Annotated in this window: 20 protein-coding genes and 1 tRNA gene; 9 read left to right on the plus strand and 12 right to left on the minus strand. The window is 62.7% G+C overall.

Annotation, left to right across the window (positions count from 1 at the left end; translation table 11 throughout):
• Window positions 1–101 precede the first annotated feature (101 nt).
• From ACPF9B_RS06965 to ACPF9B_RS06975, 3 genes are read left to right on the plus strand one after another with little or no spacing between them, the layout of a single operon-like run.
• On the plus strand, window positions 102–1133 hold the full coding sequence (locus ACPF9B_RS06965) for a substrate-binding domain-containing protein (protein ID WP_040483095.1): 1032 nt from the start codon (window positions 102–104) through the stop codon (window positions 1131–1133).
• Between the two features lies 1 nt (window position 1134).
• On the plus strand, window positions 1135–2457 hold the full coding sequence (locus tag ACPF9B_RS06970) for a GH1 family beta-glucosidase (protein WP_424180215.1): 1323 nt from the start codon (window positions 1135–1137) through the stop codon (window positions 2455–2457).
• Window positions 2458–2465: 8 nt separating this feature from the next.
• Entirely contained in the window at window positions 2466–3467 is a 1002-nt protein-coding gene (locus ACPF9B_RS06975; RefSeq protein WP_424180217.1) for a glucokinase, read from the plus strand.
• Here the strand turns inward: ACPF9B_RS06975 and ACPF9B_RS06980 are convergent.
• The 3 genes from ACPF9B_RS06980 to guaB form a co-directional block, all read right to left on the minus strand.
• Entirely contained in the window at window positions 3464–5689 is a 2226-nt protein-coding gene (locus ACPF9B_RS06980) for an ATP-binding protein (protein ID WP_424180219.1), read from the minus strand. The two genes, ACPF9B_RS06975 and ACPF9B_RS06980, sit on opposite strands and share 4 nt — an antisense overlap.
• A 190-nt stretch (window positions 5690–5879) precedes the next feature.
• On the minus strand, window positions 5880–7049 hold the full coding sequence (locus ACPF9B_RS06985) for an RsmB/NOP family class I SAM-dependent RNA methyltransferase (RefSeq protein ID WP_424180221.1): 1170 nt from the start codon (window positions 7047–7049) through the stop codon (window positions 5880–5882).
• Window positions 7049–8497: an IMP dehydrogenase gene (gene guaB, locus ACPF9B_RS06990; RefSeq protein WP_007204605.1), complete on the minus strand. Its 1449-nt coding sequence runs from the start codon at window positions 8495–8497 to the stop codon at window positions 7049–7051. The genes ACPF9B_RS06985 and guaB overlap by 1 nt, the downstream gene beginning before the upstream one ends.
• 111 nt (window positions 8498–8608) lie before the next feature.
• On the opposite strand from guaB, the gene ACPF9B_RS06995 reads away from it, so the two are divergent.
• The 4 genes from ACPF9B_RS06995 to ACPF9B_RS07010 all read left to right on the plus strand — a co-directional run bounded on the left by ACPF9B_RS06995 (window position 8609) and on the right by ACPF9B_RS07010 (window position 11979).
• The gene (locus ACPF9B_RS06995; RefSeq protein WP_424180223.1) at window positions 8609–9295 is read left to right on the plus strand and encodes a hypothetical protein; all 687 of its coding nucleotides are present in this window, start codon (window positions 8609–8611) and stop codon (window positions 9293–9295) included.
• A gap of 154 nt (window positions 9296–9449) precedes the next feature.
• On the plus strand, window positions 9450–11480 hold the full coding sequence (locus ACPF9B_RS07000) for an ASKHA domain-containing protein (protein ID WP_424180225.1): 2031 nt from the start codon (window positions 9450–9452) through the stop codon (window positions 11478–11480).
• A 46-nt stretch (window positions 11481–11526) separates the two neighbouring features.
• Window positions 11527–11600: transfer RNA gene (locus ACPF9B_RS07005), tRNA-Gly, on the plus strand.
• A gap of 28 nt (window positions 11601–11628) precedes the next feature.
• Window positions 11629–11979 carry a RidA family protein gene (locus tag ACPF9B_RS07010; RefSeq protein WP_424180227.1) on the plus strand — a complete coding sequence of 117 codons (351 nt, stop codon included), beginning with the start codon at window positions 11629–11631 and terminating at the stop codon, window positions 11977–11979.
• 3 nt (window positions 11980–11982) lie between these two features.
• Here ACPF9B_RS07010 and ACPF9B_RS07015 read toward each other — a convergent pair whose 3' ends face one another.
• The 9 genes from ACPF9B_RS07015 to ACPF9B_RS07055 form a co-directional block, all read right to left on the minus strand.
• Complete coding sequence (locus ACPF9B_RS07015; protein ID WP_424180229.1) at window positions 11983–12438, minus strand: prepilin peptidase; 456 nt, start codon at window positions 12436–12438, stop codon at window positions 11983–11985.
• A gap of 28 nt (window positions 12439–12466) precedes the next feature.
• Entirely contained in the window at window positions 12467–14068 is a 1602-nt protein-coding gene (pgi, locus tag ACPF9B_RS07020; protein WP_424180231.1) for a glucose-6-phosphate isomerase, read from the minus strand.
• The gene (pgl, locus tag ACPF9B_RS07025) at window positions 14069–14740 is read right to left on the minus strand and encodes a 6-phosphogluconolactonase (RefSeq protein ID WP_424180233.1); all 672 of its coding nucleotides are present in this window, start codon (window positions 14738–14740) and stop codon (window positions 14069–14071) included. It lies immediately after the preceding gene.
• Window positions 14741–14744: 4 nt separating this feature from the next.
• A complete protein-coding gene (gene zwf / locus ACPF9B_RS07030; protein ID WP_424180235.1) occupies window positions 14745–16199 on the minus strand; it encodes a glucose-6-phosphate dehydrogenase in 1455 nt (484 codons plus the stop codon).
• A 174-nt stretch (window positions 16200–16373) separates the two neighbouring features.
• Window positions 16374–16967: an HNH endonuclease gene (locus ACPF9B_RS07035; RefSeq protein ID WP_007204596.1), complete on the minus strand. Its 594-nt coding sequence runs from the start codon at window positions 16965–16967 to the stop codon at window positions 16374–16376.
• A gap of 139 nt (window positions 16968–17106) precedes the next feature.
• Window positions 17107–17775, minus strand: coding sequence for an alpha/beta hydrolase (locus tag ACPF9B_RS07040; RefSeq protein WP_007204595.1), 669 nt, complete (start codon window positions 17773–17775; stop codon window positions 17107–17109).
• A complete protein-coding gene (locus ACPF9B_RS07045; RefSeq protein WP_207327957.1) occupies window positions 17772–18401 on the minus strand; it encodes a DNA-3-methyladenine glycosylase 2 family protein in 630 nt (209 codons plus the stop codon). Before ACPF9B_RS07045 ends, ACPF9B_RS07040 begins: the two co-directional genes overlap by 4 nt.
• Entirely contained in the window at window positions 18398–19120 is a 723-nt protein-coding gene (locus ACPF9B_RS07050) for a cobalt-precorrin-6A reductase (protein WP_424180238.1), read from the minus strand. Before ACPF9B_RS07050 ends, ACPF9B_RS07045 begins: the two co-directional genes overlap by 4 nt.
• Window positions 19117–20160, minus strand: a complete 1044-nt coding sequence (locus ACPF9B_RS07055; protein ID WP_424180240.1) for a cobalt-precorrin-5B (C(1))-methyltransferase — start codon at window positions 20158–20160, stop codon at window positions 19117–19119. The genes ACPF9B_RS07050 and ACPF9B_RS07055 overlap by 4 nt, the downstream gene beginning before the upstream one ends.
• A gap of 97 nt (window positions 20161–20257) precedes the next feature.
• Between ACPF9B_RS07055 and cobA the strand changes: the two genes are divergently transcribed.
• Together cobA and ACPF9B_RS07065 are read left to right on the plus strand one after the other, a co-directional pair.
• Window positions 20258–21109, plus strand: coding sequence for a uroporphyrinogen-III C-methyltransferase (gene cobA, locus ACPF9B_RS07060; RefSeq protein ID WP_424180242.1), 852 nt, complete (start codon window positions 20258–20260; stop codon window positions 21107–21109).
• 55 nt (window positions 21110–21164) lie between these two features.
• A complete protein-coding gene (locus tag ACPF9B_RS07065; protein WP_424180244.1) occupies window positions 21165–22439 on the plus strand; it encodes a cobyrinate a,c-diamide synthase in 1275 nt (424 codons plus the stop codon).
• The last annotated feature ends 3 nt before the right edge of the window (window positions 22440–22442 follow it).

Raw genomic sequence — 22442 nt, forward strand, 5'->3', positions numbered from 1 at the left:
CAAATGGAGCGTTACTCAAATCATCAAAGGTGGCGCGATGGCAAATTATCTTGCTTAAATTGCATCGCCAGTTTGAAAGCGCTTTGAAAGACACCGACCGGATGAACCTCAAACAATTGTCGCAAAAGCTGGGTCTGAGCCAAACCACCGTCAGCCGCGCGCTGAACGGCTACCCCGAGGTGAACGAGGCGACACGGATGCGTGTCGAACGGGCGGCCGCGCAATATCATTATCGCCCCAGCACCCGCGCCAAGGGGCTGGCAACCGGCAAGGCACTGGCCATTGGCCATGTCATCCCGATTTCCAGCAAACACGAGATGGTCAATCCGATTTTCGGGGATTTCATCGCGGGCGCGGGTGAAACTTATGCGCGGCATGGCTATGAAATGATCTTGTGTACTGCCGATGACGGACAAGAAGAACAGGTTTACCGCGGGCTCAAGGCGCGGCGGGCGGTGGACGGCGTGGTCGTGCATGGGCCACGGCTGGATGACAGCCGGATCAGGTTGTTGCATGACATCGGGCTGCCCTTTGTGGTGCATGGGCGGTCGTCGGGGGCCACCCTGCCCTATGCCTGGCTGGACGTGAACAACCGCCATGCGTTCCAGCGGGCCACCGATTTCCTGCTCGATCTGGGGCATCTGCGCATCGGGCTGATCAATGGGATGGAATTCATGGATTTCGCCCACCGGCGGCGCGACGGCTATACCATTGCCCTGCTCGCACGCGGTGTGCCCGTCGACCCGTCGATCATGCGGTCCAGCGAGATGACCGAAGACTTTGGCTATCAATCCACCCGCGATATGCTGGCGCTGGGCGATCCGCCGACGGCGCTGCTCTGTGCCTCGCTGATCTCGGCTTTGGGGGCGCGGCGCGCGGTCGAAGAAGCGGGGCTGATCATGGGGCGCGATGTGTCGATCATCACCCATGACGATGATCTGTCCTATCTCAAGAACGGCGGCGACATCCCGATTTTCACCGCGACACGGTCGTCGGTACGCGCGGCGGGCGCAAGGTTGGCGGAAATCCTGCTGGGCGGGATCGCGGACCCCGAGTTGCTGCATCAGAACGTGCTTCTCGAAGCTGAATTGATGGTGGGTCGTTCCACCGGACCCGCCCCCAGAAAGGACTGACATGCAATTCAAACGCAGCGATTTTCCCGACGGATTCCTGTTCGGGGCCGCCACCGCCGCCTATCAGATCGAAGGGCATCAATTCGGCGGTGCAGGCCCCACGCATTGGGATACATTCGCCGCCACCCCCGGCAATGTCCTGCGCGCCGAAAACGGCGCCTTGGCCTGCGACCATTATCACCGCTTTGCCGAAGATTTGGACCTGCTGCGCGATGCGGGCATGGATGCGTACCGGTTTTCGACATCCTGGGCGCGGGTCATGCCGGACGGGCGGACGGTGAACCCCGCAGGTCTTGATTTCTATGACCGGCTGGTCGATGCGATACTGGAACGCGGGTTAAAGCCGTTTCAGACGCTCTATCATTGGGAATTGCCGTCCGCGCTGGCCGATCAGGGCGGCTGGACCAACCGTGACACCTGTGCCGCCTTTGCCGATTTCACCGATGTGATCACCGACCGGATCGGGGACCGCGTCCATGCCATCGCCACGATCAACGAACCCTGGTGCGTGGCGTATCTTTCGTATTTTCTGGGCCATCACGCGCCGGGCCTGCGCGATATCCGCGCCACGGCGCGCGCGATGCATCATATCAATCTGGCCCATGGCATGGCGATGACACGGCTGCGCGCCAAGGGGATGCAGAATTGCGGCGTGGTGCTGAATTTCGACCATACCGCGCCGCTGGATGACAGCGCAGGGGCGGCACAGGCCGTGGCCACATGGGACGCGATCATGAACCGCTGGTTTATCGAGGCTATCGCCAAAGGCACCTATCCTGCCGAGGCTTTGGCCGGTTTCGCCGCCCATATGCCCGCAGGCTGGCGCGACGACATGGCCGAGATCAGCCAGCCCGTGGATTTTCTGGGCGTCAATTATTACACACGCCATCAGGTCACCACGGATCTGGCCCAACCTTGGCCGCATCTGGCATCACATGAAGGGCCGGGCGCGAAAACCCAGATGGGCTGGGAGATTTATCCCGACGGGTTGCAATCCTTTCTAACGCGGCTCGCGGATGATTATGTCGGTGATCTGCCGCTGTTCGTCACCGAAAACGGGATCGCCTGGGATGACCATGTCGTAGACGGTGCGGTCGATGACCCCGAACGGATCCAGTTTATCGCGGAACATATCGCCGCCACAGGCCGCGCCATCGCGGCGGGGGCCAATGTGCAGGGGTTCTTTTACTGGTCGCTTTTGGACAATTACGAATGGGCCTTTGGCTATGAAAAACGGTTCGGGATGGTCCATGTCGATTTCGACACCTTGAAGCGGACGCCCAAAGCATCCTATCACGCTTTCAAATCCGCCATCGCGCGCTAGGAAGCCCCATGTCCCACCCTGCCAACAGCTATGCACTTGTCGCCGATATCGGTGGCACCAATACGCGTGTGGCCCTTGCAGACGGGCGGCGCATCATCACAAGCACGATCCGGCGCTATGCGAATGCGGATTTTCCGGGGCTAGAATCGGTGCTGCGCCGCTATATCGCGGACGAAGGCGGCGTCGATCCTGTTGCAGCCTGCGTGGCCGTGGCAGGCCCGGTACGCGACGGGCGCGCGACGATGACCAATCTGGACTGGACCATCGACAAAACGACGCTGCAACGCGCGACCAAGGCTGAAACCGTTGCTATCCTGAACGATCTGCAGGCGCAGGGCCATGCGCTGGGGTATCTGGCCGCAGCCAATATCCGCACGATCCTGCCTGGTCCCGATACCGGCGCGCAGGCGGCCAAGCTGGTGATCGGCATCGGCACAGGGTTCAACGCGGCCCCGGTGTTCGATCTCCCCGCAGGCCGGATCGTCACGCCGTCCGAAAGCGGCCATGCCAACCTGCCGATCCGCAACGAGATGGAATTGCGCCTGTGCCAGTTCGTGTCCACCGCGCATGGCTTTCCGGCGGTCGAGGATGTGCTGTCAGGGCGCGGGCTGGAACGGGTCTATGCCTTTCTGGGCACCGAGGCAGGCGACCCGCGCGAGGCGGCAGCACAAGACATCATGGCCGCCTGCGCCGATGACAGCGATCCGCGCGCCGTTGCCGCGGCACGCCTTTTCACCCGCATCCTTGGCACGGTCTGCGGCAACCTGTCCCTGATCCAGCTGCCCTTTGGCGGCGTCTATCTGGTGGGCGGTGTCGCGCGGGCCTTTGCCCCGCATCTGACGCGTTTCGGCTTTGCCGAGGCGTTCCGCGACAAGGGCCGTTTCGCAGGCTTCATGGGCAATTTCGCCGTCCATGTGATCGAGGATGATTATGCCGCCCTGACCGGATCGGCGGCGCATCTGGTCGCGTTGGGCGCGACCGGATCGCTGGCCGCACAGAGCAGCAGCTAAGCTGCGGGCAAGGTTTCGGCCAATTGGTCCTGCACGGTCTGCGTCAAAGTGTTCAACGAAAACGGTTTGGGCAGAAAGATCGCATTGGCGACCTGCGGTTGACTGTCGCTGAACGCATCTTCGGCATAACCCGAAATGAACACGACCTTGGTGTCCGGTCTGGCCTCGCGTGCCTGGCGCACCCAAGTCGGCCCATCCATGCCGGGCATGATCACATCGGTGACGAACAGATCGACATGCAGCGCCGAATCTTCGAGCATGGCAAGCGCGGTCTCGGCGCAATCGGCCTCTAGCACGCTATAGCCGCGCAGGCGCAAGGCACGCGACGCAAAGGCACGCACCGGTGCCTCGTCTTCGACCAGCAGCACGACACCGGTGGCCGGGCCGTCAACCGGCTCGCGGCGCGTGGGTTCGGGCACCACCACCGGCTCGTCAGGGCGGTTATCGCGCGGGAACAGCAGCGTAAATTCCGTGCCTTTGCCCACTTCGCTATCGGCAAAGATATAGCCGCCGGTCTGCTTCACGATCCCGTAAGCCGTTGACAGGCCAAGCCCCGTGCCTTCGCCGGGACGTTTGGTGGTATAAAAAGGTTCAAAGATCTTGTGCAGCTTGTCTGGGCTGATGCCATGGCCATGGTCAATCACCTTGACCTGCACATAATCCCCCAATGGCACGACGGCGCGGTCCTTGACCATCGGGTCGCGCAGGCGCAGGTTTTGGGTGGTGACACGAATGTCGCCCGCCCCCTGCATCGCATCGCGCGCATTCACGACAAGGTTCATCAACACCTGTTCCAACTGCCGCTTGTCCGCCCTGATCGGCAGCAGGTCGGGATCATGGTCCAGCGTCAATGTCACCTTTTCCCCCACCAACCGGTTCAGCAGATGGGTCAGGTCCGACAGCGTTTCACGCAGGTCAATCACCTCTGGCTGCAGGGTCTGTTTGCGCGAAAACGCCAACAATTGCCCGACAAGGCTGGCCGCGCGGTTGGCATTCTGGTGGATCTGAATCAGGTCGCTATAATTCTGGTCGCCTTCGTCATGGCGCAACAACAGCAGATCGCAATGCCCCGAAATCGCGGTCAACAAATTGTTGAAATCATGCGCTACACCACCGGCAAGCTGGCCGATGGCCTGCATTTTCTGGCTTTGGACGAATTGCGCCTCGAGCGATTTCAGCTCTGTCACGTCATCGAGCACCGCGATCAGATGCGGGTCGGTCGTGCCACCCGCCGCGTTCAGCGTGACCTGCACGAATGTGTCCTGGCTTTGGCCGCGCCCTTGCAGGAATTGCGGGCTGCGACCGCTGCGCCCCTCGAAGGCTTCACGCAGCCAGTCGTTGATCGGCCGCCCCAACCCTTCAAGAAGGTCGGTCAGTTTCAGACCATCGGTGTTCACAATCCGCAGCAATTGGCGCGATTCGCGATTGGTGCCCAAAATCTCGCCCGAACGGGCGATTTTCAGCAGCGGGATCGGCAGATCCTCGATCGCATGCCAGCCAGCGGTGAAAAACCGCGGCCCATCGCCGCGTTGATCGGCCAGCAGATAGATATCGCGCGCCCCCCCCCAGCCTTCGGCGACGGCCACGATCACCGGCTGCGGGCCTTGCGCGGTCTTGAGCATATGGCGCTGTCCGGGGGCCAAGGGCAGATCGTCGAACAGATCATCAATGTTCGCCACGCTACGGCCCAGCAAGCTGCGCAAGGCGACGTTGATATGCAACACAGCGTTGTTCGGCCCCAGCGTCATCATTGGTAGCGGCAGGTTCTCGTGCTGGCGTGCAGCGGCCACCGCCTGATCGCCCAGATCATCCATGCGCCACAACCGCAGCGCCGGGCCGATCACAACCACGCTCAGCCGGAAATGCCCGCTGCGCGTGATCACGTCTTCTTTGCTGGCGCCGGTCAGATGCGCGCTATGCGATAGACGTTGCAAAAAAGGATGCGGGTTGGCCAGAAAGCTGCCGAACAGATCGGCCAGCCGCCGCCCCGCGCAATTGCCGAACCGCATGACCGCCGCGGTATTGGCATAGCGCACCTGCCCCACGGCATCGGTCAGAAAGGCGCAATCAAGATCGTCCTGCATCAGCCGGATGGCCGTCGTCTCAAGCTGTTTGCTGCGCCAATAGCCAAAGGCGACCCGTCCAGCCAGCACCGTTGCCAACACAAAGAGCAAGCCGCCCGCCGTGATCAGACCGATGCGCAGCATGCCCTCCTCGGTCATCTGCGCCTCAATCAGAACCAATACAGCCGCGATGTATACCCATGGAACCAATGCCAAACGGGCCGCAGCGGGCGAAGCGGGCCTTGCAATCGTTGGATTGTCTGGCAAAGGTCACCTCCCTCAGCAGTATCCACTCAGGCTAGTGAAAACATCTTAATCATTAATTAATACAGGATATTTCGTCGCACGGCTAAGAAATATTGTTTTGGGCCAATACCGACAGGAAAAACCCGTCGCCATCAGGCCCGGGCAGCCGCTGATCGCGCAGCATGACCGACCATGCTGGATTGCTGTGCAAAAACCGCGTTATCACCGCGTCATTCTCGTCTTGCAGCACCGAACAGGTGGCATAGGCCAGCAGGCCTTGTGGTGCGACAAATGTTGCCGCACGGCCAATCACGTCATTTTGAATGGCGCAGAGCGCGTCCAGCCGGTCGCGCGTCAAGCGCCATTTCGCATCGGGGCTGCGCCGCCATGTGCCACTGCCACTGCACGGCGCATCGCAGAAAACCACATCGAATGGCGCGTGATCCGCGACCTGATCGGGTGCCAGCCTGGTGATCACCACCCCCGCCCGTGCCGCGCGATCCGGCAGATCGGCCATCCGCGCAGGCGCGATATCATGGGCAAAGATGTCCGCCACATGCCTGTCAGCAAAGGCCAGCGCCTTACCGCCGCCACCTGCGCAATAATCCAGCACACGCGCGCCTGCAGCCACCGGCACCATCTGCACCGCGCGTTGTGACGCCGCATCCTGCAATTCGACCAGACCCGTCAGATAGGCCGCCGCCGTCCTGATCCGGCGGGGATTGTCCAGCACCCGCAGGCAGCCATCCACCGTATCATGTGCCTGTGCCGTAACCCCGTCCTGCGCAAGCGCGGCCATCGCTGCGGCCAATGTGATACGCCGTTGATTGACCCGCAAGAACACATCCGCGCGCGCCTGTTGCGCCTGCGCAGCCTGCAGCGCATCTGCGCCCAGACTGGCCTGCCAGACCGGCCAGAGCCAATCCGGCAGATCGCAGGCAGCCGCGTCCGACAACGCCAAAGGCAAAGCAAGGGCAGCAGCCTCAGCCTCGCTCAACACATCAGGAGCATGGCCCAAGCCATTGAAAATATGTGAAAGATCGACATTATCTCGCTGCAACAACCGCGCCATCAACAGCCGTCCGTCACCCTCACCCAGCGACCGCCGGCAGCGCAGCACATCAAAGACATGGTCGCGCACCGCGGCGCGGTCCTTGGCACCGGCAAAACGGCTCGCGCGCGCCCAACCTGTCAACGCCTGTTCGGCAAAGGCCCCACCGCCGATCTGGTCAAGCACGGTAATGGCAGCAGCAACGCGCGCGCCGGGGGTCATCAGCCGACCCGGTAATTCGGGCTTTCGCGGGTGATCTGCACGTCATGGACGTGGCTTTCCTTCAGCCCTGCCCCCGTGATCCGCACAAAGGTGCAGTTCTTGCGCATTTCCTCGACCGTGGCGCAGCCGGTGTACCCCATCGCTGCGCGCAAGCCGCCCACCAGCTGATGCACCACCGCATGCGCAGAGCCTTTGTAAGGCACCTGGCCCTCGATGCCTTCGGGGACCAGCTTGTCGCTGGCGGCCTCTTTCTGGAAATAACGGTCGGCAGAGCCGCTGGCCATCGCGCCAAGGCTGCCCATGCCACGGTAAGCCTTGAACGACCGACCCTGATAGAGGATCACCTCGCCCGGGCTTTCGTCGGTGCCGGCGATCATCGAGCCGACCATGGCACAAGACGCCCCCGCCGCAATCGCCTTGGCAAAATCGCCCGAAAACTTGATGCCGCCATCGGCGATCACCGGCACGTCGCCCGCGGCCTGCGCACAATCCATGATCGCGGTCAGCTGCGGCACGCCGACACCGGCCACCATGCGCGTGGTGCAGATCGACCCGGGGCCGATACCGACCTTGACCGCGTCAGCGCCTACGCCGATCAGGGCGCGCGCGGCCTCTCCGGTGGCGATATTGCCTGCAACGATCTGGACCTCGTTCGACAGCGCCTTGACCCGTTCGACAGCGCGCGCTACGCCTTCGGAATGGCCATGTGCGGTGTCGATCACGATCATGTCAACGCCTGCATCGATCAGCGCCTGCGACCGTTCAAACCCTGCATCGCCAACGCCGGACGCAGCAGCCACCCGCAGCCGCCCCAGCGCATCCTTGCAGGCCATCGGGTTCAGCACGGCCTGTTCGCTGTCTTTGAGCGTCAAAAGACCGGTCAGCTTGCCTGCATGATCGGTGATCAGCAGCTTTTCGATGCGACGGGCCTGCATCAGGGAACGCGCTTCGTCCAGATCCGCAGGTTCATGCAGGATCGCCAGATTTTCGGTCGTCATCATCACGCTGACGGGGGTTTTATCGTCCTGCGCAAAGCGCATGTCGCGGTTGGTGACGATACCGATCACCCGGCCATCGGGGCCAACGACCGGAAAACCGGTGACGCGGTAGCGGTCCATCAGATCCTTGGCATCGGCCAGCGTCTGGTCGGGGCGAAGCGTGATCGGGTTATAGACCGTGCCAGATACAAACCGTTTCACGCGCCGGATTTCATTGGCCTGCTGCGCGATATCAAGGTTCTTGTGGACAACGCCGATGCCGCCCGCCTGTGCCATCGCAATGGCCATGCGCGCCTCGGTCACGGTATCCATGGCGCTGGACAACAAGGGGATGTTCATCGCGATGGACCCCGTCACGCGGGTGCGTGTATCCGCCGTCGATGGCAAGACGCTCGATGCTGCAGGGACCAGCAAGACGTCATCAAATGTCAGGGCTTCACGAATCTCCATCAACCTGTCTCCGTTCGGGGGCTGTTGGCGCGTCCCTATCGCATGGATAGTCCCGCGCCGAAAGGTCAAATCACCGCTTGAAGCCGCAAAGCCGCCCGCGCATGGTGCGGCATGATTGACCAGCACCCCTGTCCCGACCTGCCCAGACCGGCCTATCTTGTCCGGCTCGGGCTGCGCTTTTGTGCGGTACTGGCGGTGGTTGGGCTGGCTGTGCTGGGGTTTGACTGGCTGCAGACACAGATCGTGCGGCTGGAACAGGATGCAGCATTGCGCGCGATGTCAGGGCTGATGGTGGCTGTGCTGATCCTGTATGCCATCGTTCTGGCCACGCCCTTTGTCCCTGGCGTCGAAATCGGCGTGGCGCTGTTGATCATCCAAGGGGCCAAGGCCGCGCCTTTCGTCTATCTTGCCACGGTTTGCGGGCTGTCGCTGGCCTTTGTGATCGGGCAATATGTGTCGCTGCTGTGGCTGATCGGGCTGCTGCGGGGGCTGCGGTTGCACCGGCTGGCGGGCTGGCTGGACCGGGTGGACGGCCTTGCGCGCGCTGACCGGCTGCGGCTGCTGCAGCAAAAGCTGCCCGCCTGGCTGGGGCCGGTCGTGGTGAAATACCGCTATGCGACCCTTGCCATCGCGATCAACACGCCGGGCAATATCGCGGTAGGCGGTGGCGGCGGGATCATGCTGGTCGCAGGGCTGAGCCGGCTGTTCGGGACTACCGCGACGCTTTTGGTGATCGCCCTTGCCACGGCGCCGGTGCCGCTGGCGGTCTGGCTCTGGGGCGTGGATGTGGTGCGGTAGAGTCGGGGTGAACCCCGACCTACACGATGTCTCGTAGGGCGGGGTTCACCCCGCCGCCCCGCCATGCCGCTCTTATCATACGGATTGACGGATACCGCCCTTCCCTGGGCTGCGACGCGCGATATGTAGGGGCAAGGCAATAAAGGCACCTCTGATGACCACCGACCCTCTTGTGATTTTCACCCCCTCCGGCAAGCGAGGGCATTTCCCCGTCGGCACGCCTGTCCTGACGGCGGCGCGGCAATTGGGGGTGGATCTTGATTCCGTTTGTGGCGGGCGCGGCATCTGTTCGAAATGCCAGATCACCCCGTCCTATGGCGAATTTTCCAAGCATGGCGTCACCGTCGCCCCCGACGCTTTGTCCGAGTGGAACAGCGTCGAGGAACGTTACGACAGCATCCGTGGTCTGAAACAGGGCCGCCGCCTTGGCTGTCAGGCGCAGATCAGGGGTGATGTCGTGATCGACGTGCCTGCCGAAAGCCAGGTCCACAAACAAGTCGTGCGCAAACGCGCCGAAGTGCGCGAAATCACGATGAACCCGTCCACACGGCTGTATTATGTCGAGGTCGAAGAACCCGACATGCACGACCCCTCGGGCGATCTGGAACGGCTGGTCATCGCGCTGCGCCGCGACTGGGCCCTGCCCGCGCTCGAGGCTGATCTGGGCGTTTTGCGCAACCTGCAAAAGGCGCTGCGCAAAGGCGCATGGCGCGTCACCGTCGCCGTCCATCTGGGTGATGCGGTGTTTTCGCCGCGGATCGTGGCGATCTGGCCGGGCTTTTACGAAGGCACGATCTATGGCCTTGCCGTCGATCTGGGGTCCACCACCATTGCCGCCCATCTGTGCGATCTGCGCTCGGGCGAGGTTGTGGCGTCATCGGGCATCATGAACCCGCAAATCCGCTTTGGCGAGGACCTGATGAGCCGGGTCAGCTATGGTATGATGAACCCCACCGGATCGGACGAAATGACCCGCGCCGTGCGCGAAGGCATGAACGCGCTGTTCGTGCAGATCGCGTCAGAGGCGCAGATCGACCGCGACCTGATTATGGATGCGGTCTTTGTCTGCAATCCGGTCATGCATCATCTGTTCCTTGGCATCGACGCCTATGAGCTGGGGCAAGCACCCTTTGCGCTGGCCACCTCCGACGCGCTGTCGCTGCGCGCGCTGGAACTGGATTTGAACCTGCATCCGGCTGCGCGCGTCTATATCCTGCCCTGTATCGCGGGGCATGTGGGCGCTGATGCGGCGGCCGTGGCGCTGTCAGAGGCACCCGACAAATCCGAAGACCTTGTGCTGATCGTCGATGTCGGCACCAATGCCGAAATCCTGTTGGGCAACCGCGAAAAAGTGCTGGCCTGTTCATCGCCCACCGGCCCCGCGTTCGAGGGCGCACAGATCAGTTCGGGCCAGCGCGCCGCGCCGGGCGCTATCGAGCATGTGGAAATCGACCCCGTCACGAAACTGCCCCGCTTCAAGGTGATCGGCAGCGATATCTGGTCCGACGAAGACGGGTTCGGCGATACCATCGCCCAGACCGGCGTGACCGGCATCTGCGGGTCCGGCATCATCGAGGTGATCGCCGAAATGCGCATGGCGGGCATCGTCGACGGGCCGGGGCTGATCGGATCGGCCGACCAGACCGGATCGCCCAATTGCTTTGCCGACGGGCGCACCAATTCCTATCTGCTCTACGATGGCACGGCGGCGGGTGGCCCGCTGATCACCGTCACCAATACCGATGTGCGGCAAATCCAGATGGCCAAGGCCGCGCTTTATTCCGGCGCGCGGCTGTTGATGGACAAGTTCGGTGTCGACAAGGTGGACCGCGTCGTGCTGGCCGGTGCCTTTGGCGCGCATATCAGCCCCAAACACGCGATGGTTTTGGGCATGATCCCCGATGCGCCTTTGGACAAGGTCACCAGCGCGGGCAACGCCGCTGGCACCGGCGCGCGGATCGCGCTTCTCAACACCGATGCGCGGCGCGAAATAGAAACCATCGTACGCCAGATCCACAAGATCGAGACCGCGATCGAGCCGCGTTTTCAAGAACATTTCGTCAATGCCTCGGCCATTCCGAACGCGGTGGAACCTTTCCCGATCCTCAATTCCATCGTCAAGATCCCGCAGATCAACCATAACCAAGGCGGCGACCGTGGGCCGCGCCGGCGCGGGCGGCGGTAATCGGCGCTTGACGGCAGCGGGTGACGCAATTACCTGATTGCAGCGCGCGGGTGTAGCTCAATGGTAGAGCAGCAGCTTCCCAAGCTGAATACGAGGGTTCGATTCCCTTCACCCGCTCCAATCCCTGTCACCCCAGAAAGCCCACCCCATGTCTGATATCACCCGTCACCACACAAACGCCCGCATGAGCCAGCTCGTCACCCATAACGGCATCGCCTATCTGGCGGGTCAAGTCGGCACGCCGGGGGCCACGGTGGCTGAACAGACGGCGGCGATCCTGTCGCAGATCGACGCACTTCTGGCAGAGGCTGGCACCGACAAAACAAAGGTCCTGACCGCGCAGATCTGGCTGTCGGACATCAGCACACAATTCGCCGCGATGAATGCTGTCTGGGATGCCTGGGTGCCCGAGGGCCGTGGCCCCGCCCGCTGGACCGGCGAGGCGAAACTGGCAACGCCGGATTATGACGTGGAAATCATCGTCACAGCCGCGATCTGACGCTTAGATCAGCCAAAAGGCACACAGCCCCGCGATGCCGATGGGCAAGCTCATCGGCAAAACGCGCTTGTTCAGGATCACCCATTTGCTGCCCTGCGCGGCGAACCGTTTGTGAAGCTGCAAGATAATGAACGTGCCGCCAAACATCGTCACGATAAAGATGGCAAAAGTGGCCAGCGCATCTTCAGGCGGGATGAACAGCGCAAGCCCCGTCAACAGCTTGACCGCCCCCGCGCCAAAACCCGCGACAGCGAACAGCACCAGCCCAACCACGAACACCATCGCCGCGCCGACCAGCCGACCGGCAAAGACCGCAGGGTCCGGGGCGGTGACGATCAGCGCCATGAACACCACAAAAGGCAACATGGTCAGCAGGTTCGGCAAGCGCCCATCGCGCATTTCGATCACCATGGCGGCGATCAGGATCAGTGACATCAAAAACGGTGCATAAGCCGCCATTCGCACAATTCCCAAATCAAGCGGGTCGTCAGACCCCGTTACGCTGCAAAAACCCGACAAGTGCTGCGGTCGATGCATCCTTGCCGTCCAGACCGGCGCGCGCTTCGACGACAGGTTGCAGCGCGGTCGCCAGTTCCTTGCCCAGTTCAACACCCCATTGGTCATAGGAATTGAGGCCCAAGACAACCCCTTCGACAAACACGCGATGTTCATAAAGCGCGATGATCTGCCCCAGCACAAAGGGCGTCAGCTGCGGATAGGCGATGGTCACGGATGGCCGGTTGCCGGTGAACACGCGGTGGCGCGCTTGGCGGTCCAATTCGTCGCCGGTGAACTTGTCTGCGATGCTGGCACGCGCCTCGTCCAGATTGCGGCCGCGCATCAGCGCCTCTGATTGGGCAAGGCAATTGGCGACCAGCAATTGGTGCTGGTGGTGCAGGTCATCCTCATGCCCGCGCGCGGCGACCAGGAATTCGCAAGGCACCACGCCGGTACCCTGATGGATCAATTGATAGAACGCATGCTGCCCGTTGGTGCCAGGTTCGCCCCAGACGACAGGGCCGCTGGCACGGGGCAGATCGGTCCCGTCCATCGCCACACCCTTGCCGTTGCTTTCCATCTCCAATTGCTGAAGATAGGCAGGTAAACGGTTGAGATTATTGTCATAAGGCAGCACAGCGCGTGTCGGATAGCCGCAAATCTGGTTGTGCCATATGCCGACAACGGCCAGCAGCGCGGGCAGGTTTTCATGCCAGTCTGCCGCGCGGAAATGCTGGTCCATCGCCTGCGCGCCGCGCAGGAAGGCGCGGAATGCCTCTGGCCCGATGGCAATCATCAAGGACAGGCCAATCGGCCCCCAAAGCGAATAACGCCCGCCGACCCAATCGGCGAAACCGAAGACGCGCGACGGGGCGATCCCGAAAGCGGCGGTTTTGTCGGCAGCGGTCGACAGGGCGGCAAATTGCGCGCCCGTATCGCTGACAGACTGCGCCATCCAGGCTTGGGCGGTGCGCGCATTGGTCATCGTCTCGATCGTGGTAAAGGTCTTGGATGCCACGATCACCAGCGTCGTCGCGGGATCACACTGGCGCAGCACAGCCGCGATATCGGCAGGGTCCACATTGCTGACGAAATGGCAACGCGGGCCGTCGTGATAAGGCGCCAAGGCACGCACAGCCATCGCCGGCCCAAGGTCGGACCCGCCGATGCCGATATTGACGACATCGGTGATCCGGCCACCCTGCCCCTGATAGCTGCCGTCACGCACGGCGCGGGCGAAATCAGCCATCCGCGCCAGCGTGGCCAGCACATCGGGCATGACATCGGCCCCGTCGACCATGACCGGCCCGCCATCAAGGTTGCGTAACGCCGTATGCAATACGGCGCGCCCTTCGGTTTCGTTGATCGCGGCACCTGTGAACATCGCTTCTCGCTTGGCGGCCACGCCGGTCTGATCAAGCAAGGCGAACAGCAAATCACGCGCGGCAGCGTCGATATTGGTCTTGGCATAGTCCAGCACCATATCGCCCGCCGTGGCGCTGAAATCCGCCGCACGGGCGGTATCCAGCAGGGTTTCAAAACGCCGCTCGGCGGTGGCCGCGTGATGGGCGCGCAGGTTGTCCCAGACCATCTATGCCTCCGCCCAATGCACGGTTGTGTCTTTCAGCACGGCAGCGACGGGGGCGTCCTGCGGGTCAAGACCCTGCGCCTGATCCAGTGCTGCGCGCTTTTGCGGGCCAACAATCACGATATGGCGGCGCATCGCGGCGTTCAGCACCGCTGCCGACAGGGTGATGCGGGGTTCAGGCGCACCGGGTGCGCGCATCGCGACAAGAGGGGCGTCGCCCGTCAGGGCAAGCTCCAGCTGGTCGGCACCCGCAAATAGCGACGCGGTATGCATATCGGCCCCCATACCCAGCAGCACGACAGACAGCGGTAATACGGGTTCCAACCCAGCGGCCAGATCGGCCAGCCGATCCTCTGGCGCTTGGGCATCAGCGTAAAGCGGGATCAACCGCGCCGCGGCTGCGCGGTTCACCAGCAAGCGGCGACGCAACAGCGCGGTGTTGGACCGGTCTGATGTTTCAGGCACCCAGCGTTCGTCGGTCAGCAGCACATCGACGCGCGACCAATCCAGATCGACAGCGCAAAGCGTGTCGAAAATCGGCCCCGGCGTGGTCCCCCCCGGCACGGCCAAGGACGCGCGGTCCTGCGTCAACAGCGCCTGTTTGATCTGGCTGGCCAGCACATCAGCCAGCCGCATCATCATCAGCTCGGCATCGGGGTATTCAATCAGATCCATCAATCTAGCCTTTGACTTCGCGCCATTTACGGCCGTCACGGTGCAACAGCATCATTGCGTCTTCGGGGCCAGTGGACCCTGCATCATATAGTTTCGGCACGTCGTTGCGCGCCTCCCAGCCCTGGATAATCGGGTCGGTCCAGCGCCAAGCCGCCTCGACCTCGTCACCGCGCATGAACAGGGTCTGGTTGCCGCGGATCACATCCATGATCAGCCGCTCATAGGCATCTGTCACCTCCTCTGCATCGGCACCCAAAGCGTCGGCAAAGGTCATGTCCAAAGGCACGTCGATCAAACGCATGCCACCCGGTCCGGGTTCCTTGATCGTGACCTGCAAATCCATGCCTTCGTTGGGTTGCAGGCGGATCGACAGGATATTGCGGTGGCGCGCGGTATCGCCTTCGAAAATCGTGTGACCAAGGTCTTTGAACACCACGGTAATCTCGGATGACCGCGCTTTCATCCGCTTGCCAGTGCGCAGATAGAACGGCACGCCCGCCCAGCGCCAATTGGCGATATGGCATTTGAGAGCGACAAAGCTTTCGGTAAAGCTGCGCGGATTTTCGGCATCGTTACGATAGCTCGGGCCGTCGGGGCCGGCGTCATACTGGCCACGTACGATGTGATGCGGGGCAACAGGCTGCAAGGCGCGGATCACCTTGAGCTTTTCATCACGCACCTCGTCCGCGCCAAACCGGCTGGGCGGTTCCATCGCGATCAGGCACAACAGCTGCATCAAGTGGTTCTGCACCATGTCACGCATCGCGCCCGATTTGTCATAATACGACCCCCGCCCTGCAACACTGACGGTTTCGGCCACGGTGATCTGGATGTGATCGACGTAATGGTTGTTCCACAAAGGTTCGAACAGCACGTTGCCAAACCGCACCGCCATCAGGTTCTGGACAGTTTCCTTGCCCAGATAATGGTCAATGCGGTAAATCTGATCTTCGTTGAAATGCGTCGACAGCACCGCGTTCAGCGCGCGGGCGGTGTCCAGATCGCGGCCAAAGGGCTTTTCCACAACGATCCGGCTGTCGGGCGTTGCGATCTTGTGGCTGTGCAGCCGTTCGGCCAGATCGCCGAACAGCGACGGGGCAACCGAGAAATAGAACGCCTGCACCACGTCTGACCGGACCTTTTGCGCCAGATCAGCCCAACCGCCATCGCCCTTGGCGTCGATCGCGACATAATCAAGCGTGGCCAGAAAGGCGGCCAAACTGTCGCTGTCGGAGGCTTCGTCGCCGCCGAATTCGGCAATCGCCTCGGCGATCATCGCGCGGTAACCGTCGCTGTCGATCTCTGAGCGCGCGGCCCCGATGATCCGCGATCCTTCGGGCATCTGGCCAGACCGGAACCGGCGGAACAGTCCCGGCAGGATCTTGCGGCGGGCCAGATCGCCGGTGCCACCAAAGATCACCAGATCAAAGGTTTCAACAGGTATGACGCGAGAAACCATGACTTGCTCCGCTGTGCTGCAATTTCGTTAGCGCTAACGCTCGCTGGCTAAAGCATCTTTGCTTGCCTGTCTACAGGCTTTGCCACCTGAGCGCAGGACACGCATGGCGCGGGCTGGCAGCGGGGTTTCGTGCCGGCCAGAGCTGACACCGATGGCCAAAGCCCAAGCGTCGGGTCACGCGTCCAGCTCGGCATCCCAATACAGATAATCCAACCAGCTGTGATGCAGGTGGTTTGGCGGAAATTTGCGCCCCACGTTGTGCAATTGCGACGCGGCCGGGCGCCGCGGCGGCTTGCGCAGCGACATGCCCGATTGGCGCAGCGATTTCGACCCTTTGCGCAGGTTGCAGCCGCTACAGGCGGCAACGACATTTTCCCAGCTTGTCACACCCCCCGCCGCGCGCGGCACGACATGGTCAAAGGTCAGATCACCCTTGGCCCCGCAATATTGGCAGCAAAACTCATCGCGCAGGAACAGGTTGAACCGGGTAAAGGCGACCTGCCGTTGCGGGGTGACATATTCCTTGAGCACGACAACCGATGGGATACGGATCTCGGTTGACGGGCTGCGCACGGTTTCGGCATATTCGCTGACGATCACAACGCGGTCCAGCCATGCGGCCTTGACCGCCTCTTGCCAGGGCCACAAAGACAGTGGGTAATAGGACAAGGGCCGGTAATCCGCGTTCAGCACAAGCGCGGGGAAATGTTTCAATGCCCCCGAGGAGCGCACAAAGTCGGTCCGAAATTCTGTCTGAGCCATCGTCATCAATCCCGCGTATTGCGTGCAGATGCCTTGCGTACCGGCGTTTCCGCAGCGCTTTCACCATGACTATATCTCGCGTCAGATTTGTGACAACCCCCACAATATGTGCCAAACAAACGCAGGGCCAGTCAGGATGCGCCGGTCATTCCATCCCCAGCCGGTCGCGCATGAACGCCAGCGCCACTTGCAACCCGTCAGGGGCGATGCCGTGGGCGGTGCCTTTCATGACATGGGCGTAGACTTCGGTCCAGCCGGCCTGCTGCAACGCCTCTGCGGCCATCGGCAGCGATTGCGGCGGCACCACGTCATCTTGGTCGCCATGGATCAACAGAACAGGTGGGCGGCATTGCGCCTCGTCGGCCAAAAGGTCCGCCAGCAACAGCCGCCCCGAAAAGGCGACGAGCCCCGCAACCGGGTCTTCTCGGCGCGGCACGACATGCAGCGCCATCATTGTGCCTTGGCTGAAACCCAGCACGATCACCTGTTCGGGCAACAGGTCTTCGTCCACCATGACCCCGTCTAGAAACGCATCCAGATCATCGGCGGCGCGTTGCAGGCCGGCCTGGCTTTCTTCCTCGCTTGACCCGTCGATCCAGGGGATCGGGAACCATTGGTATCCCATCGGCGCACCGGCGCAGCCTTCGGGTGCGTCGGGGGCCAGAAACAGCGTGTCGGGCAGATGCTCGGCTAAAGGATCGGCCAGCCCGATCAGATCCGCGCCATTCGCGCCATAGCCATGCAGAAAAATCACGCAAGATTGCGTTTCACCCGAGAGCGGTTCGCGCCGCTGCGCCTGAAGTGCCCGTGTCATCTGATCCCTTCCCTGTCCTTTATTATCGCGTAATAGGCCCACATGACCCGCGCTGCAACCGACCGCCACGGCGCCCAGGCTTGCGCCATCGCGCGCAGCGCCGTGTCGCGGGGCCGGTCTGGCAGATCAAAGATCACGCGCGCCGCCTCTTGCAGGGCCAGATCGCCGGGGGCAAAGACATCGGCGCGGCCCAGAGAAAACATCGCATAGATTTCCGCCGTCCAGACGCCGATACCCGTGACCTGCGTCAATTGTGCGATCACCGCGTCATTGGGCAAGGCGTGCAGCCCCGGATAATCCAGATCGGCCAGCGCCAGCGCCTTGGCGTAACGTGCCTTTTGCGCGCTCAGCCCCAAGGCGCGCAGGTCCTCGGCACTGGCCAGGGCAATGGCGCGCGGATCATCCATACCCGCCGCCACCAGCCGCCCCATGATGGCATTGGCCGAGGCCACGCTGACCTGCTGGCTGACAATCGCCCCCAACAGGGCGGCAAACCCGTCCGGTTTCAACCGCAGGGGCAAAGGCTGCAAATCGGGGATGATCGCGGCAAAGCGCGGCTCGATCCGTGCCAGATGTTCCGCGCCTTCACGGATGCAGGTATCCGATGTGATGACCCGCACGATCACAAGCGCGCCACCCAGGCCAAGGCCGCCTCGACACTGGCCACTTGGGACCACGCGCCCAAAGCGGGGCGCGCGATCATCAACACCGGAATACGCAGATCGCGCGCGGCCACCAGTTTTGTGGCACTCGCTTGCCCGCCCGCATTCTTCACGACCAGCCAATCCACCCCCAGACGGCGGAACAGCGCGATTTCATCGGCCACCGAAAACGGCGGGCGTCCGACCAGAAATTCCCCGCCATCAAACGGAAACGGCCGCTCGGGCGCATCAATCTGGCGACAGATCACGCGCCGGCCGGTCAGATTGGCAAAACCGTCCAGCGTCTGGCGGCCAGTACCAAGAAATACGGTTGCCCCCTGTGGAATATGCTCTGCGGCCTTGTCTTCGCTGGCGATTTCGGTCCAATCATCCCCCGGCCCTGCCACCCAAGGCGGACGCAACAGCTGGCAAAACGGCACGCCCATATCCGCGCAGACCATGGCCGAGCGCTGCGTGATCCGCGCGGCATAAGGATGGGTTGCATCCAGCACGGCATGGATTTCATGCTGCGCCAGAAAGGCGGCGAACCCCTCAACACCGCCAAACCCGCCGCTATGCACTGGCACGGGCAAGAGTGCCGGATCACGCGTGGCCCCTGCCAAAGAGGCGATCACATCTTGGCCCTGCAAGGCCGTGGCAAGCGCGCGCGCCTCTGCCGTGCCTGCCAGCAAAAGCAGCGTCATATCCCAGCCCTCGCCAGCACAGCCCCCGCGCGGTCAATCACGATGATATCAAAGGTCATGCCTGCAAACCGCGCGCTGACCTGCGCTAAAGCTGCCTCCGCCACCGCCTGCGCGAGCGGGGGGCCCGCGATCTGATACGCCTCCAGCGCGGTATTGGCATCGGCCAGCCGTGGATCATCCAGCATCCGCGCGAGCCCGCCAAAATCCACCTGCGACCGCGCCGAATGCAGGTCCATCGCCCCTTGGGCCAGCTTGGTGATCTTGCCGATGCCACCACCGATGGTGACACGCGGCACCGGGTGTTTCGCCAGATATTTCAGCATGCCCCCCGCGAAATCACCCATATCCAGCATCGCATGATCGGGCAGACCATAGATCGCCTGCACCACGGTTTCCGATGTGGCCCCCGTGCAACCCGCGACATGGACCAGCCCATCCGCACGCGCCACGTCGATGCCGCGATGGATGGATGCAATCCATGCGGCACAGGAAAACGGCCGCACGATCCCGGTGGTCCCAAGAATCGACAGCCCCCCCGCGATGCCCAGACGGGGGTTCCATGTCTTCAGCGCGATCTCTGCCCCGCCCGGCACCGATATCTCAATGACGACATCCGGGCTTTGCCCATAGAGTAGGGCCATCTCGGCCACAACATCGGTCATCATCTGGCGCGGCACGGGGTTGATTGCAGGCTCGCCCACAGCAATCGGCAGACCGGCCTTGGTGACCATGCCCACACCATCCCCCGCCTTGAACACCACACCGCCAGCCGACGCGGACACCCGCACGACAATCAATGCACCATGGGTGACATCAGGATCATCGCCCGCATCCTTGGTGATCCCGACACTGGCCCAACCCGCGCCCGCCTCGGCCAAGGCCAGCGGAAAGCTGGGCATCTCGCCCTTGGGCAGGGTGATGGTGACGTCGCGCGGAAATACCCCGCCCCATAGCCGGACCAGCGCCGCCTTGGTCGCCGCTGTCGCACAGGCGCCCGTGGTCCAGCCACGGCGCAATTCGGTCTGGGGTTTGCGTGTCATCGGCGCGACGATAGGCAGCAGCGCGGATGACGGCAATCGGCAATCGCAGGTCGCAACACCGCTTTCCCTGCGGCACAAATCGCGGCATAACGGCTACATGGATAACGCGCCCCCCCTTCCCGGCCATGATTGGCCCATCATGCAACCCGGCTGGGTCTGGCTCTGCGGGGCTGGCCCGGGCGATCCGGGACTGCTCACGCTGCATGCGCTGAACGCGCTGCGGCAGGCCGATGTGGTGATCTATGACGCGCTGGTGCAAGAAGCGATCCTCGACTGGGCGCCGCGGGCGGAACTGATCTATGCCGGCAAACGCGGCGGCAAACCTTCGGCCAAGCAGCGCGACATTTCACTACGGCTGGTCGATCTGGCGCGCGCGGGCAAACGGGTGCTGCGGCTCAAGGGCGGCGATCCTTTCGTCTTTGGGCGCGGCGGCGAAGAGGCGCAGACCCTGGTGCAACACGGCGTGCCGATCAGGATCATTCCGGGGATCAGCGCGGGCATCGGCGGGCTGGCCTACGCGGGCATCCCCGTCACGCACCGCGACGTGAACCAGTCCGTGACTTTCGTGACCGGCCACGACCAATCCGGCAACACGCCGGGTAATCTTGATTGGGCAAGTATATCAAAAGGATCTCAGGTGATCGTGATCTATATGGGGATGAAACATATCGCCCAGATCGCAGGTCACCTGATCGCCGCCGGACGCAGCCTGCATGAACCCGTCGCCGTGGTGACCACCGCGACAACACAGGACCAGCACGTGCTCGAAACAACGCTTGGCACGATCGTCGATGATATCGCCGCGGCCAAGCTCGAACCACCCGCGATCATCTGCGTCGGCCAATCGGTGCTGATGCGGCAGGTCCTCGATTGGCAAGGCATGGCGGCAGGCGCGCCTGCGCGCAACCTCGACCCTTTGGGCCGGGGCCGCGCCGCCGAATCGGCCTGATGCCCGTCTTCTTATTTCCCAAAATACTCCCGCCGGAGGCGTCCCGGAGGGACCTATGTCCTTTCTGATCAGCGCCCCCGCCTCGGGCAGCGGCAAGACGACGGTCACACTGGGGCTCTTGCGCGCGTTCAGTCGCATAAACCCCGTCCGCAGCGCCAAATCCGGCCCCGATTACATCGACCCCGCCTTTCATGCCGCAGCCTCTGGCGGGCCATGTGTGAACCTTGATGCCTGGGCGATGACGCAAGACCGGATCAGGGCACTGGCCGCAGGCAGCGGCCCGCTGATCGTCGAAGGCGCAATGGGCCTGTTCGACGGCGCGCCACCCGCAGGCAAAGGCTCCAGCGCCGATCTGGCAAAAATCCTGCACCTGCCCGCGGTGCTGGTGATCGACGCAGGGCGCATGGCAGGATCGGTGGGTGCGCTCGCGCAGGGCTTCATGCGCTATGATCCTGATCTGCGGGTCGCAGGTGTGATCCTCAACAACGTAGGCTCGCCTCGGCACGAGGCGATGCTGCGCGCCGCCTTGCAGGATATCACGGTCTTTGGCGCACTCCCGCGCGATGCGGCCTTGCATCTGGGATCACGGCATCTGGGGCTGGTGCAGGCACAAGAACGCCCTGATCTAGAGGCGTTCCTCGACCACGCCGCCGATCTTGTGACACAGCATCTGGACCTGACCGCACTGCAAAAGCTCAACACGCCCCGGCCCTGCGCCGGGGCCTCGCACCGTATGGCCCCCCCCGCCCAACGCATCGCCATCGCGCGCGACGCGGCCTTTGCCTTTGCCTATCCGCATCTGCTGAAAGATTGGCGCGCAGGCGGGGCGGAATTGCAGTTTTTCTCGCCCCTCGCCGATGATCCGATGCCAGACGCAGATTTCATCTATCTACCGGGCGGCTATCCCGAACTGCACGCGGGCCGGATTGCGGCGAACGCGCGGTTCATGGACAGCCTGCGCCATTCCAAGGCACTGATCTATGGCGAATGTGGCGGCTATATGGTGCTGGGTGACGGGCTGGTCGATGGGGGTGGCACGCGGCACGCGATGGCGGGGCTGCTGCGGTTAGAGACATCCTTTGCGCAGCGTAAATTGCATCTGGGCTACCGGCATCTGCATGCAGCACAAGGCCCCTTTGCGGGACACTGGGCCGGCCATGAATTCCATTACGCCAGCACATTGCGCGCCGACGGCACGCCTCTGTTTACTGCCAGTGATGCGACAGGTGCCGCCTTGCCACCCATGGGGCTGATCGCGGGGCGCGTGGCGGGATCTTTTGCGCATCTGATCGACGCTTTCGCCATTGTCAGCCCCGAAACCGCGGCGTAGCAA

The sequence above is a fragment of the Yoonia sp. TsM2_T14_4 genome (assembly GCF_049602355.1).
GTDB classification, from domain to species: Bacteria; Pseudomonadota; Alphaproteobacteria; order Rhodobacterales; family Rhodobacteraceae; genus Yoonia; species Yoonia vestfoldensis_A.

Bases quoted from the DNA above. Each gene is read 5' to 3' on its own strand.
- ACPF9B_RS06965 (WP_040483095.1), top strand. From the start codon at position 102: ATGAACCTCAAACAATTGTCGCAAAAGCTGGGTCTGAGCCAAACCACC.
- ACPF9B_RS06970 (WP_424180215.1), top strand. From the start codon at position 1,135: ATGCAATTCAAACGCAGCGATTTTCCCGACGGATTCCTGTTCGGGGCC.
- ACPF9B_RS06975 (WP_424180217.1), top strand. From the start codon at position 2,466: ATGTCCCACCCTGCCAACAGCTATGCACTTGTCGCCGATATCGGTGGC.
- ACPF9B_RS06980 (WP_424180219.1), bottom strand. From the start codon at position 5,689: ATGACCGAGGAGGGCATGCTGCGCATCGGTCTGATCACGGCGGGCGGC.
- ACPF9B_RS06985 (WP_424180221.1), bottom strand. From the start codon at position 7,049: ATGACCCCCGGCGCGCGCGTTGCTGCTGCCATTACCGTGCTTGACCAG.
- guaB (WP_007204605.1), bottom strand. From the start codon at position 8,497: ATGGAGATTCGTGAAGCCCTGACATTTGATGACGTCTTGCTGGTCCCT.
- ACPF9B_RS06995 (WP_424180223.1), top strand. From the start codon at position 8,609: ATGATTGACCAGCACCCCTGTCCCGACCTGCCCAGACCGGCCTATCTT.
- ACPF9B_RS07000 (WP_424180225.1), top strand. From the start codon at position 9,450: ATGACCACCGACCCTCTTGTGATTTTCACCCCCTCCGGCAAGCGAGGG.
- ACPF9B_RS07010 (WP_424180227.1), top strand. From the start codon at position 11,629: ATGTCTGATATCACCCGTCACCACACAAACGCCCGCATGAGCCAGCTC.
- ACPF9B_RS07015 (WP_424180229.1), bottom strand. From the start codon at position 12,438: ATGGCGGCTTATGCACCGTTTTTGATGTCACTGATCCTGATCGCCGCC.
- pgi (WP_424180231.1), bottom strand. From the start codon at position 14,068: ATGGTCTGGGACAACCTGCGCGCCCATCACGCGGCCACCGCCGAGCGG.
- pgl (WP_424180233.1), bottom strand. From the start codon at position 14,740: ATGGATCTGATTGAATACCCCGATGCCGAGCTGATGATGATGCGGCTG.
- zwf (WP_424180235.1), bottom strand. From the start codon at position 16,199: ATGGTTTCTCGCGTCATACCTGTTGAAACCTTTGATCTGGTGATCTTT.
- ACPF9B_RS07035 (WP_007204596.1), bottom strand. From the start codon at position 16,967: ATGACGATGGCTCAGACAGAATTTCGGACCGACTTTGTGCGCTCCTCG.
- ACPF9B_RS07040 (WP_007204595.1), bottom strand. From the start codon at position 17,775: ATGACACGGGCACTTCAGGCGCAGCGGCGCGAACCGCTCTCGGGTGAA.
- ACPF9B_RS07050 (WP_424180238.1), bottom strand. From the start codon at position 19,120: ATGACGCTGCTTTTGCTGGCAGGCACGGCAGAGGCGCGCGCGCTTGCC.
- ACPF9B_RS07055 (WP_424180240.1), bottom strand. From the start codon at position 20,160: ATGACACGCAAACCCCAGACCGAATTGCGCCGTGGCTGGACCACGGGC.
- cobA (WP_424180242.1), top strand. From the start codon at position 20,258: ATGGATAACGCGCCCCCCCTTCCCGGCCATGATTGGCCCATCATGCAA.
- ACPF9B_RS07065 (WP_424180244.1), top strand. From the start codon at position 21,165: ATGTCCTTTCTGATCAGCGCCCCCGCCTCGGGCAGCGGCAAGACGACG.